Genomic DNA, 12410 nt, shown 5'->3' on the forward strand with positions numbered 1-12410 from the left:
CGTTATCGGTATGTTAAAAATGAAAGCGCTTACATCGAGGTTAGTGATTAATTAACAAAAGGTCAATAATTGATTTACACAATCTTTGGTGTGCCTATCAATGAAAACGTTAATCGAATTGATAGTCATTTACCCAAAATAAAAAACAATAAATGAGGAAATGTTATGGCTAGTGCACCTTCAAATGGGGTTGCTGAACCAATGAATATTGATAGTGACAGTGTTCATCAAACAGGAAATTTTCGTTTTGCGCTGGTGGCATTAACGTCATTATTTTTTATGTGGGGCTTTTTAACTTGCCTCAATGATATTCTTATTCCTTACCTGAAAGATATGTTCGAACTTAACTACACCCAAGCAATGTTGGTGCAGTTTTGTTTCTTCGGAGCCTATTTTATTGTCTCAATTCCCGCAGGGCATCTGGTGGGTAAAATTGGTTATCAAAAAGGGATTGTTACCGGCTTAGCGATTGCTTGTGTTGGTTGTTTAATGTTTTATCCTTCAGCAAGTTATGCATCTTACTGGATGTTTTTAAGCGCGTTTTTTGTGTTAGCGTCAGGCATTACCATTTTACAGGTTGCAGCCAATCCTTATGTCAGTGCTTTAGGCCCTGCTGAAACCGCATCATCTCGTTTAACCATGACTCAAGCCTTTAATTCTCTTGGTACCACAGTGGCGCCATTTTTTGGTAGTTGGTTAATTTTAAGTAGCTTAACTCACAATAGTGATCCAGCCGTTGAAGTAGTACATCATGCCAGTACCGTTCAGGTGCCTTACTTGATGTTAGCGGGAGCCTTATGTGTGTTAGCGGTTATTTTTATGATTTTAAAATTACCAGTGTTAGGGATTAAACCAACAAATACCTCTGGGAAAAGTAGCGGTAGTGCGTGGAAATATCCTCATTTAGTCTTAGGGGCTGTGGGTATTTTTGTTTATGTCGGCGCAGAAGTGGGTATCGGCAGCTTTTTAATTAACTTTTTAACTCAGCCTGATATTGGTGGTTTTACTGAAGCAGAGGCGGCTAACTATATTGCTTACTATTTTGGCGGCGCAATGGTGGGTCGCTTTATTGGTGCGCTAGTTATGCAAAAAATCTCAGCAGGTAAAGTGCTGGCCTTTAATGCCACTTGTGCGGTGCTATTGGTCGCTGTTGCCATGTTTGCAGAAGGCACCACGGCGATGTGGGCCTTATTATTAGTGGGCTTATGTAACTCGATTATGTTCCCAACCATCTTTAGTTTAGCGCTACAAGATTTAAAGCAATATACCAGCCAAGGTTCAGGGGTGTTGTGCCTGGCTATTGTCGGCGGCGCGATAGTGCCATTACTGCAGGGTATTATGGCTGACAGCTTAGGCATTCAATTAGCATTTGCATTGCCGTTAATTTGTTATGCATTTATTGCTTATTACGGCTTAGTGGGTAGCAAGGCTACACGACCACAAAGCGTTTGATTTTAGAACTGTATGATTTGTATCAAAAAACTTACATAAACAAATTACATAAAAAAACGATTTTAAAAGGCGTGATTATGAGAACAGTAAACTCAATGAATACATTTAAGCGATTAACGCTGCCCGCGCAGGTTTTGGCGGTGTTGGTTGGCTTAAGTGCGTGTGGTCAAGATGAAGTCAAACCCGTAACGCCAGAGTCTAGTAGCGAAGTTACTAGCGCAGCGGAAACTGTGGCACAAGCTTCTATCACAAAAGCAACAGCGGCAACCAATATTGATATTTGGCCAACACTTGCTATTCCATTTGCTAAAGATGTTGTCCTTGAAACGCGTATCGATAAGCTGATGGCGACCATGACCTTAGAGCAAAAAGTCGCGCAAATGATCCAGCCTGAAATTCGCGACATTACTGTGGAAGATATGCGTAAATACGGTTTCGGCTCTTATTTAAATGGCGGCGGTGCTTATCCAAATGATGATAAACATGCCACGCCATCAGACTGGATTGAACTTGCTGAAAAAATGTATCAAGCGTCGATGGATGACAGTGTAGATGGTATTGCGATACCTACTATGTGGGGCACAGATGCAGTCCATGGCCATAACAATGTGATTGGCGCGACTTTATTCCCGCACAATATCGGTTTAGGCGCAGCCAATAATCCTGAGTTAATTAAGCAAATAGCTGCCATTACCGCCAAAGAAGTCATGGTAACCGGTATTGATTGGGTATTTGCGCCAACAGTGGCCGTTGTAAGGGATGACCGCTGGGGTCGTACTTATGAAGGTTATTCTGAAGACCCACAAATCGTAAAGTCATACTCTCATTCAATTGTTGAAGGCCTGCAGGGCGCCGTTGGCGAAGACTTTTTATCAGACCAGCATGTTATTTCAACCGTAAAGCATTTCCTTGGCGATGGCGGCACTGAAAAAGGTATCGATCAAGGCGATAACCTAGCGACTGAGCAGGAATTATTTGATATTCATGCCCAAGGTTATGTGGGCGGCTTAACTGCAGGAGCACAAACGGTGATGGCATCTTTTAATAGCTGGCATGGCAGTAAAATTCATGGTGATAAATATCTATTAAACGATGTATTAAAAGACAAAATGGGCTTTGATGGTTTTGTGGTTGGTGACTGGAATGGTCACGGACAAGTGGCAGGTTGCACCAATGAGTCTTGCGCACAGGCCGTCAATGCTGGTTTAGATGTGTACATGGTGCCAACCAGTGCTTGGAAGCCTTTGTATGAAAATACCATTGCCCAAGTCAAAAACGGTGTGATTGCGCAATCTCGTATCGATGATGCGGTGCGCCGTATTTTACGGGTAAAAATCCGCGCTGGGTTATTTGAAAAACCAAGCCCTGCTAATCGTGCCATTTCAGGTAAAACTGAGTTAATTGGTGCCAAAGAGCATCGCGACGTTGCCAGACAAGCTGTACGAGAATCGTTAGTGTTGCTGAAAAACAATAATAACATTTTACCTATTTCGCCTAGTGCCAAAATCTTAGTGGCAGGTGATGCTGCAGATAACATCGGTAAGCAATCGGGTGGCTGGAGTATTACTTGGCAGGGTACTGATAACTTAAATGAAGACTTTCCTGGTGCAACTTCAATTTATGCTGGTATTGAGCAAACGGTTAAAGCTGCAGGTGGTCAAACTTGGTTAAGCGTTGATGGTGCATTTGAGGCTGCGAATAAGCCCGATGTAGCGATTGTGGTATTTGGTGAAGAGCCTTATGCCGAAGGCAATGGTGATATTGATAACCTTGAATATCAGCGTGGTGATAAACGTGATTTAGCCTTACTAAAGTCGCTTAAAGCCCAAGGTATTCCTGTGGTAGCAGTGTTTATCAGTGGCCGTCCTATGTGGGTCAATGCTGAGTTAAATGCATCTGATGCATTTGTGGCAGCTTGGCTTCCTGGTACTGAAGGTGACGGGGTGGCTCAAGTGTTATTGAGCCAAGCTAATGGCGAGGTTAATGAAAACTTTGCAGGTAAATTGTCTTTCTCTTGGCCGACTCGCCCGCAACAAACCAAAGTGAATGTGTTTGATAAAGACTACGCGCCTTTATTTGGCTATGGCTATGGCTTGCATTATGGCGCTGACATCAACACTGAGGTTCCGAGTAATGTGGTCGCTAACACCTTATCTGAAGATAACTTTGCTACCGATGATAAGCTTGAAGCATTACCATTATTTGAACGTGCTGTAAAAGCACCTTGGCGCTTGATGATAGGCACAGAAACGTCAATGGATACAGTCAGTAGTAGTATTCAGTCTAATGATGTGGTTACGCTACGCACCTTTGATAAGCAAGTTCAAGAAGATGCCCGCTTAATTAGTTTTAATGGTTCAGGTTTAGGCTTTGTGGGGTTAATTAGTAACTTCCCGCGGGACTTACGAGCTTACTCAAATAGCAATGCCGCCCTGAGCGTAATGATTAAAACTGCTAAAAAACTTGAGCAGCCATTATTACTGGGTATGGCATGCGATAGAGATTGCCGCGCTGATGTTGATATTACCGAGCAGCTTAATAGCGTCGCCATTGATACATGGCAAACCATCAGTGTTGATTTGCAATGTTTTAAAGAGCAGCAACTGGACTTTGGCAAAATCAATACGCCGTTTTACCTATCAACCATAGGCGCAGCAGAAGTGAGTTTTAGTGATTTAGTTATAGTGCCAAATGGCGCTGAACAAGCCACTATTTCATGTGCCACTAACGAGCAGTAATCGTTAGCGGCAGTAGGCATTCTGGTTTAAGTATTTATCAAACCTGAATGAGTTAACCCGCTAAGATCCTCTTAGCGGGCATGTTAATCCACCAATGACGTTGAGCTTACAATTGAGTTTGTAGGGCATTTTGCTGGAATTTTTTAGATATTTTGCGATTGGGGAATCAAGAATGTTCAATAGAAAATTACCGTTAAATTTGGCTCTAAGCCAGGCTTTTTCATCCGCTAAAGTCATTAGCGCGGCGAGTTTAACTGCGCTGCTGCTAATAGGATGTGGCTCAGATAATGAGACTGAAACTGAGCCTGAAGTTGAATCAGAGCAAGCGCCAGTAGACTCTGATTCAGACTCTGATTCAGACACGGGTTCAGGGCAAGAAAACGCAAGCTGGTCATTGGTGTGGAGTGACGAATTTGACGGCGCTGAGATTGATGCCACTAAATGGAATTTAGCCCATAACTGTTATGGCGGCGGCAACGAAGAATTACAATGTTATACCCAGCGTGCTGATAACAGCCAAGTGGTTGATGGTAAGTTAGTGATTACCGCTCTGCGGGAAGATTTTAATGGCCCTGCAGTAGCATTGGGCGATCCTAATTACGATGCCAATGACACTTCAAAACAGCAGCCTTACACTTCGGCGCGTTTAGATTCGACCCATAAAGGCGATTGGAAATATGGCCGCTTTGAAATTAAAGCCAAAATGCCACAAGGTCAGGGCACTTGGCCGGCCATTTGGATGTTGCCCACTGACTGGGTTTATGGTCCTTGGGCAGGCTCTGGCGAAATCGATATTATGGAAGCGGTTAATCTGAAAGTGATCACCAATGGCGATGAGTCCCAGACACCTGAAAGCCGGGTTCATGGCACTTTGCATTATGGTAAAGCTTGGCCTGGCAATGTCTATTCTGGCGCAGAGTACAGTTTGCCACACGGCGCAAATCCTGCCGATGATTTTCATGTTTATGCCCTTGAATGGGAGCAAGATGAAATTCGCTGGTATGTGGATGATGTGCATTTTGCCACTCAGCGCTCAACGGGTTGGTACAGTCAATACACTGATGCTGAGGGGATTTTACAACAAGCCCCTGAAGATGCACCTTACAATCAAGCGTTTCACATGATCCTCAATTTTGCCGTTGGCGGTACTTGGGCGGGTAATGTCAACAACACTGGGGTGGATGAGTCGGTATTTCCACAAACCATGGAGGTGGATTATGTGCGCGTGTATGAATGCAGTGTCGCGCCAACAACAGGCAGTGGTTGTGCCACTATTGATGAGGCCGCAGCAGTGGTAGAAGGCCATCAGCCGCCAGCGATCACGACCCCCAGCACTGACATTGGCGCAGGACCAGAATTTATCATGTTTGACGATGCACTAGCCCAAGGGTTAGCGCTTGATAGCTATAACCCCGATGGCAGTATTACCTTGCAGACGCTGACAGTAGAAGGTCGCGGTGAGGTGCTGCAAATGGATAAAGTGGGCGCGACGGGTAATGCTTATTTCTCTTACCCTCCCACAGCCGATTTGTCTCATTGGGCCAATAATGGCTATTTAGTCTTTGATATTAACCTGTTATCTATCGACGATAATGTCGAGCTGCTGGTTAAAATTGACAGTGGTTGGCCTAATGTCAGTGATATTAACGTCACTCTGCCAGAGCTTAATACTTGGACTGAAGTAAAAATATCTATCGCAGAATTAGTCGCCAGTGGCAATCGGTTTTCGCCAGGCAGCGTGGCTGACTTAGCTGTGGTAGTGAATCCGTTTGTGATTGAAGCGCTAGGTAACATCAGCCTGCAAATTGATAATGTGCGCTATGAATATCAAGTAGTTGAAGTGGATGAGTTGGTTATTTATGACAATGAAGTAAAACCGCCATATAGCATAGGACATTACGCCGCTAATGGTTCAGTCGATATCGCTCAAGTTGATGCTGGTGGTGATTATGGCGCTGTAACTCAATTTAGTTTTAATACCGATGAAGCCGTGGTTTATTACCAAAGCACCGGATTAGGTCAAGATGTTAGCCAATTTAGTTTTGTTGAGTTTGATGTCAATGTGCTGACAGATCCTCGAAGCCAGCGCGACTTTAATATCAAGGTCGATTGTGGCCATCCCTGTAGCTCTGGTGACTTTGCCATTACTACGCCCGATATTGCCACTTGGACCCATTATAAGTTAGCGCTTGCAGACCTTGTTAGCCATGCTGGCTCAAGTTTAGATTTAACCCAAGTTGATACCCCATTAGTGATTTTTCCGGCTTGGGGCAATCAAAATGGGGTGGTTATGCAAGTAGATAATGTGCAGCTAACTAAATAACATTGTTTTAAATCAGTTTGAATACGAATGCAGCTAAGCCATTGTGCCTTTTATGCAAGGGGCACTTGGCTTACTATCTGTAAACGATGTTGCATATTAGTAGCAAAAATTAACTCAGAGGCGTGGCAGAGCTACCTTGATATTTATGCTAGTGAAAAGTTAACTAACATTGTTATTTCTAAGACAAACTAAATAGTTATAAATCATCTTGCGAGCAACTGGCATAATAGCGCTAAGTGATTTGAGTTAACCACAGGTTAACGTATTCATAAGGATGAACCTTGAAGGTATTTAGTTTTTCAGAGCAAGATGATGCGCAGCAGCCATTTACGAAACCGCTGTTTACCCAGCAGCATCTCATTAAAGTGGTTGAGATTGCCAAATTGGCTGGTGATGCAATTATGCAAGTGTATTCAGACACCGACTTGCAAGTAACGCAAAAACAAGATGATAGCCCAGTGACCGCTGCGGATATTGCCAGTCATAATGTGATTGTTAACGCATTAGCTCAGCAATTTGCTGACATTAAGATCATGAGCGAAGAAGCCGCTGATATCCCTTGGTCAGAACGTAAAGAATGGCAAACTTATTGGTTAATTGACCCACTAGATGGCACCAAAGAGTTTATTAAGCGCAACGGTGAGTTTACCGTCAATATTGCCTTAGTTCATCAAGGCCGCGCTATGGTAGGGGTGGTATACGCGCCGGTATTACACAAATGTTATTCTGCCATTGTGGGTCAAGGCGCATGGCTTGAGTATCAAGGGCAGCAGCAACAGTTAGATATTAGCCAACAAACAGTCAGCCCTGTACCTGTGGTGGTGGGCAGTCGCTCCCATATCAGCCCTGGGCTTGAAGAGTTCCTTAAGGATGTGGGCGAGCACCAAATGCAAAGTGTTGGTAGCTCATTAAAGTTTTGTATGGTGGCAGAAGGCATTGCTGATGTGTATCCAAGACTGGGGCTAACCAGTGAGTGGGATACCGCTGCAGCGCAAGCTGTCGTTGAAGGCGCTGGTGGTCAGGTAGTGCGTTATCCTGAATTAACGTCCCTTGATTACAACCAAAAAGAAAATATTTTAAATCCGTATTTTATTGCGGCGTCACCAGCATGGTTTGCAAGGTAGCTATATAAACGAGTCATTGCAAAAGTGTCTAACTTGAAACCGTTAGCCTTTTATCAGCTCAATAATAGCTATTGCGGCACACTCATTTTGGTGAATAACAGATTCTAACGATATGGAGAGAGTTACTATGATGCGCATGGGTATTGACCTTGGCGGGACAAAGATTGAAGTGGTGGCGCTAGCCGAAGATAGTTCAGAGCTATTTCGTAAACGTATTCCAACACCTAAAAACTACCCTGAAACCCTTGATGCCATAGTAGGCTTAGTTAATGATGCTGAAGCCGAAACTCAGCAAACTGGCAGTGTGGGTGTGGGGATCCCAGGGGTGGTATCACCGTTAACGGGTTTGGTTAAAAATTCGAATTCAACTTGGATTAATGGTCACCCACTTGATAAAGATTTAAGCGCTCGTCTTGATAGAGAAGTGCGGGTAGCAAACGATGCTAACTGTTTTGCGGTATCTGAAGCTGTTGATGGCGCAGCCGCAGGCAAAGATGTGGTCTTTGGGGTGATTATTGGTACAGGCTGCGGTGGCGGTTTAGCGATAAATGGTAAAGTTCATGGCGGCGGTAATGGCATTGGTGGTGAATGGGGTCATAATCCTTTGCCGTGGATGACTTCGGACGAATTTAATTCTACATCGTGTTTTTGTGGCAACAAAGATTGCATCGAGACCTTTATTTCAGGCACTGGCTTTGTTCGTGATTTCCGCCGTGCTGGTGGTGAAGCTGACAGTGGCATTCAAATTTCGCAAATGATGGCTGATGGTCATCCGTTAGCGACCCAAGCATTTGTGCGCTTTATCGATCGTTTAGCACGCTCATTGGCACACCTGATTAATATGCTCGACCCTGATGTGATTGTATTAGGTGGCGGCGTATCTAATATTGATGCGATATACACTGAATTGCCAAAAGTATTACCTAAGTATGTGGTTGGCCGCGAGTGCGACACCTTAGTGGTTAAAAACGAATATGGCGCATCATCTGGGGTGCGTGGTGCAGCATGGCTGTGGGGTAAAAACGACCACTAGGTCGATGAGTTAACTCTTGAGTATTAGAACGGCGCTATCAGCGCCGTTTTTATTTACAGTCGAAATTAAGTGTGAGGGCGTTAAAGCTCTTCAGGCTCACTAATGCGTTCGCGGCGCTCTAGTTCTTCTTCAAAGGCTGCTTGAATTTCTTCTAGCACTGAATTGACATCAGCAGCGCTGGTATCCTCTTCAAATTCACCGCTAAGCTGGGTATCAGGCAGTAAGTCGCCTTTCTCATATAAGCTCCACATTTCCTTGGCATACTTTGTTAAAGCAAGCTCAGGTGCAAACTGCGAGTAATAGCGGGTCATATTATTAACGTCACGTTCTAGCATGACCTTGGCATTATTATTGGCTGAAGCATCGACGGCTTGGGGCAGATCGATAATCACAGGTCCATGGTCATCTTGCAGTACGTTAAATTCCGATAAGTCACCATGGACGATGCCGGCACACAACATACGAGTGACATACCCCATCATGGTGGCGTGATCTTGTAACGCTTGTTCTGCGCTTAACACAATATCATTTAAACGCGGGGCCACATCACCTTGACCATCAGTGATCAGTTCCATTATCAGCACACCTTCAAAGCAGCCATAGGGGACAGGCACTCGAATATTGGCGTCAGCACATTTATACAAGGCATCTACTTCGGCATTTTGCCAGGCATTTTCTTGCTGCTCACGGCCGTAGCTGGAACCTTTTTCCATTGCACGGCTGCGACGGCTATTGCGACTTTTTCTACCTTCTTGATATTGCGCTGCTTTTTTGAAGCTCCGTTTAATGGCTTCTTTATACACTTTGGCGCAGCGGATTTCATTTCCACAGCGAACCATATAAACGGTGGCTTCTTTACCGCTCATTAATTGGCTTACGACTTCGTCAATAAGGCCATCATCAACCAGTGGTTGTATACGTTTAGGAGTTTTCATGGCGCCGTTATACCTTACTTAGGCTGAGGATGGTAGTGATTGGCTGAGTTAATGCCATATTATTGCAGCTTAATGATGGCTAGATGTCACTTTGGTACTAACCAAAGCAAATTTTAATAGCGCTAAATGATAAGATAGCCTGCAGTTACTCCGTATTATTAATGGGGTTTGCTTTGTTAATGGCCATAAATAGGAGCCATCAGGTGAAGATAAATTTGCAAACAGCGAGGCTGCTAATAAGGGAAATATCTTCTGATATGACATCGTCAGAGTCTGCATCAGAGTTAACATCGCAGTCATCCGCACTCTTGATACAGCTTATGGCGTTGTTGACACCTGCAGTGGTTAATCATCTTCCTGCTAATTTTCAGCAGCTAAACTCACTACCAGCCGCCGAGTACTGGCTTGATGAAATGCTAGCACAAAGCCGTTTATGTCGGGTTGATGCGACTGATACAGGCTTAATGATGGGATTAGTCTTTATGTATCTTGCTGATGAAGAAACAGCCCATATCGGTTATTTACTGGGTGAGCATTATTGGAAAAAAGGCTATGGAAGCGAGTTACTCACAGGAGTGATTGAATTTTCCCGGGATCAACTTCAATGGCGTAAATTAATCGCTGGGGTAGACAAAAGTAACCAAGCATCAGCTAAATTACTTTTAAAGCTGGGCTTTACCCAGCAAGCCATTACAGAGCAGAGCGTGATTTTTTATGAGTATATACTAGACTGCTAAGCGAAATTTAACTGCACTAGCTCTCTCTTGAAAAGCGCAAAATATGGCCTTTGAATTGTTGTGTTAAATAATCAGTGTGAATGGGTTTGATATGATTATGGCTAAAGCCGTATTCATCCATCTTGGTGGTGAGTTTGTTTTTTCGGCCACGACCGGGATCGACAATAACAATTTCACATTGGCGTTTGGCATGGGCTTGAATGAAGTAAGCCAGCAAGGCAATATGCTCATCTTCGTACAATAAATCACTGCCGATGATTAAATCGAACTGACCTAAATCACTGTTGTCATCAGCCCAATCGACTCGTTCAAAGTTTATCGATTTGTCGTTATTGAGTTGGGTATTTCTTAATAGAAAACCTTCAACCTCAGGGTGATAATCGGTGGCGGTAATATCATCGGCTCTTTGGTTTAACAGTAAGCTTGAAAGGCCGATACCACAACCAATCTCTAAAATGCGTTTACCTTGAGTTTGATAATCAAGCATGTGATTTGCCAGTACCATACTGGAAGGCCAGACTACCCCAAAAATGGGCCATAGCGCCGAAGAAATACCTAAGTCTTTAGCTGTGTTGTTATCGTCACTAAATTGCTGTTTATCTCGAAGGGTACATAAGTGAATATCGTTGTCACCAATTTCAATGGTGTGATAGCGAACGCGTACAGGGGTCGTCATTATTTGTCCTAGTTGGGTAGCTAAAGCTAAGCCAAATATCTAGAAAAATATAAATGACGAAACAATTGAATAACCACACTATAGTAATTTTCGATTAGCGCAAAGGATATAATCAACTAATTCGAATAAAACCTTGCTGTGCAGTGGCTACAATGGCTATCGTATAATTGATTTAATTATATTGGAGTTAATATGAAAGGACTCATCACTGCCGCGTTACTCTCTTTAGCGTCGTCTGATTGCGTTATTGCGCCGCAGGGTTCATTAGCTATTCCCCTTGTGCAGCGGCAACAACTTAACAATATGGTATTAAGTAACGAGTACTTATCTGGCTGTGTTACTGAGCAATTAGCTGATATCACTGAAAAGGTGTGCCCAAAGGGTGACGCTTACTGTTGTGACAGTGAAGCGAGTATTGAGCTCACTTACCTGCAATGGGAGAACATTTACCAACATTGTATGGTGAAGTAGAGACACAGCGGATAAACCCTTACTAAGGCACTTATTTGCTTAAGCGCGCTTGGTGTTATTCATTTTCCTGTCGATGTACATTAAAGTCTGAAACTAGACAATAAAGATTGAAACTAAGACAACAAAGTTCGAAACGTCATGAGTTGTTTAAGTTGGCAGAACTCACCACGGCAAACTTCCCTAACGATTTAGTGACCCAAATCTAGTTTGCCAGTTTGAACAAAAAAGTCGTGGTGCTTCACTTATACGAGTTATAAATCGCAAGTTTTCTTTAAGTCTTTCCAAACTTTGTTTGGATTAACGTCGTGGCGCTTCGCCCCTTCTTTTGCAAAGAGCAGAGTCAAGGGGGAAAGCGCTCACATTTTACAAAATAAGCCCTTAACAAACCCTCAGGCCCCAACGAAAAATGCTGAAAATCGCATGTTTTCAACGGGGATTGATCCAGCTTTTGACTTCGCTTGTAGTGTTCTTCGGTCATATTTGAAAATGCTAACGCCTCAGATGCGCCATCCATGGCTTAACTGAGGCTATATTGGCATCCATGCCAATCTCACGCTATTTTCTTCAAAGTCCTCAATTCAAATTGAGTCGGAGGCAAATAGATTTTCTGCTTTTTAGCCTTTTTATTCCCACGAATAAAGTCAAATCGAAGAGATAATAATCCCGGTGTAGATGCAGCAGCGAGCTTCTGACCGCCAAGGATGGTGGGAATGTCATTATTTGTCTGGAACAAATTTGACCAAAACATGGCGAAGTTTCACAGTGTGAAGCGCTCTGAGCGAGAGGCATGGATGCCGAACTGGCCGTTTAATATGGATGTTATTTGTTTTCGCAGAGCTTACAGGGACCTTTTGATTTATATAAAGAATGCAGCGTCTCGCAGTTGTATCTGCACATAAGGTCGCTCTTTCACATCTGACC

Annotated in this window: 9 protein-coding genes; 7 read left to right on the forward strand and 2 right to left on the reverse strand. The window is 43.6% G+C overall.

Features of this window, described 5'->3' with window-relative positions:
• Nucleotides 1-201: 201 nt before the first annotated feature.
• The 5 genes from BCU91_RS10800 (at nt 202) to mak (ending at nt 8670) form a co-directional block, all read left to right on the forward strand.
• Nucleotides 202-1452: a sugar MFS transporter gene (locus tag BCU91_RS10800; protein ID WP_241904068.1), complete on the forward strand. Its 1251-nt coding sequence runs from the start codon at nt 202-204 to the stop codon at nt 1450-1452.
• 77 nt (nt 1453-1529) lie between these two features.
• Nucleotides 1530-4190 carry a glycoside hydrolase family 3 N-terminal domain-containing protein gene (locus BCU91_RS10805; protein ID WP_241904067.1) on the forward strand — a complete coding sequence of 887 codons (2661 nt, stop codon included), beginning with the start codon at nt 1530-1532 and terminating at the stop codon, nt 4188-4190.
• A 172-nt stretch (nt 4191-4362) separates the two neighbouring features.
• Nucleotides 4363-6513 (forward strand): glycoside hydrolase family 16 protein, encoded by a 2151-nt coding sequence (locus BCU91_RS10810; RefSeq protein WP_102531452.1) that lies wholly within the window; start codon nt 4363-4365, stop codon nt 6511-6513.
• A gap of 338 nt (nt 6514-6851) precedes the next feature.
• Nucleotides 6852-7637 (forward strand): 3'(2'),5'-bisphosphate nucleotidase CysQ, encoded by a 786-nt coding sequence (gene cysQ, locus BCU91_RS10815; protein WP_241904069.1) that lies wholly within the window; start codon nt 6852-6854, stop codon nt 7635-7637.
• 127 nt (nt 7638-7764) lie between these two features.
• Nucleotides 7765-8670 (forward strand): fructokinase, encoded by a 906-nt coding sequence (gene mak / locus BCU91_RS10820; RefSeq protein WP_102439789.1) that lies wholly within the window; start codon nt 7765-7767, stop codon nt 8668-8670.
• Nucleotides 8671-8750: 80 nt separating this feature from the next.
• On the opposite strand, the gene BCU91_RS10825 is transcribed toward mak, so the two are convergent.
• The gene (locus tag BCU91_RS10825) at nt 8751-9605 is read right to left on the reverse strand and encodes a PA4780 family RIO1-like protein kinase (protein WP_102476196.1); all 855 of its coding nucleotides are present in this window, start codon (nt 9603-9605) and stop codon (nt 8751-8753) included.
• Nucleotides 9606-9862: 257 nt separating this feature from the next.
• Between BCU91_RS10825 and BCU91_RS10830 the strand changes: the two genes are divergently transcribed.
• Complete coding sequence (locus BCU91_RS10830; RefSeq protein ID WP_157936098.1) at nt 9863-10342, forward strand: GNAT family N-acetyltransferase; 480 nt, start codon at nt 9863-9865, stop codon at nt 10340-10342.
• Between the two features lie 16 nt (nt 10343-10358).
• Here the strand turns inward: BCU91_RS10830 and BCU91_RS10835 are convergent, their stop codons facing one another.
• Nucleotides 10359-11018: a methyltransferase domain-containing protein gene (locus BCU91_RS10835; protein ID WP_102439792.1), complete on the reverse strand. Its 660-nt coding sequence runs from the start codon at nt 11016-11018 to the stop codon at nt 10359-10361.
• A 192-nt stretch (nt 11019-11210) separates the two neighbouring features.
• Between BCU91_RS10835 and BCU91_RS10840 the strand changes: the two genes are divergently transcribed.
• Entirely contained in the window at nt 11211-11489 is a 279-nt protein-coding gene (locus BCU91_RS10840; protein ID WP_102531453.1) for a hypothetical protein, read from the forward strand.
• Nucleotides 11490-12410: the final 921 nt, after the last annotated feature.

Source organism: Shewanella sp. 10N.286.52.B9 (genome assembly GCF_002873635.1).
Taxonomy (GTDB): Bacteria; Pseudomonadota; Gammaproteobacteria; order Enterobacterales; family Shewanellaceae; genus Shewanella.

Bases quoted from the DNA above. Each gene is read 5' to 3' on its own strand.
- BCU91_RS10800 (WP_241904068.1), top strand. From the start codon at position 202: ATGAATATTGATAGTGACAGTGTTCATCAAACAGGAAATTTTCGTTTT.
- BCU91_RS10805 (WP_241904067.1), top strand. From the start codon at position 1,530: ATGAGAACAGTAAACTCAATGAATACATTTAAGCGATTAACGCTGCCC.
- BCU91_RS10810 (WP_102531452.1), top strand. From the start codon at position 4,363: ATGTTCAATAGAAAATTACCGTTAAATTTGGCTCTAAGCCAGGCTTTT.
- mak (WP_102439789.1), top strand. From the start codon at position 7,765: ATGATGCGCATGGGTATTGACCTTGGCGGGACAAAGATTGAAGTGGTG.
- BCU91_RS10825 (WP_102476196.1), bottom strand. From the start codon at position 9,605: ATGAAAACTCCTAAACGTATACAACCACTGGTTGATGATGGCCTTATT.
- BCU91_RS10830 (WP_157936098.1), top strand. From the start codon at position 9,863: ATGACATCGTCAGAGTCTGCATCAGAGTTAACATCGCAGTCATCCGCA.
- BCU91_RS10835 (WP_102439792.1), bottom strand. From the start codon at position 11,018: ATGACGACCCCTGTACGCGTTCGCTATCACACCATTGAAATTGGTGAC.
- BCU91_RS10840 (WP_102531453.1), top strand. From the start codon at position 11,211: ATGAAAGGACTCATCACTGCCGCGTTACTCTCTTTAGCGTCGTCTGAT.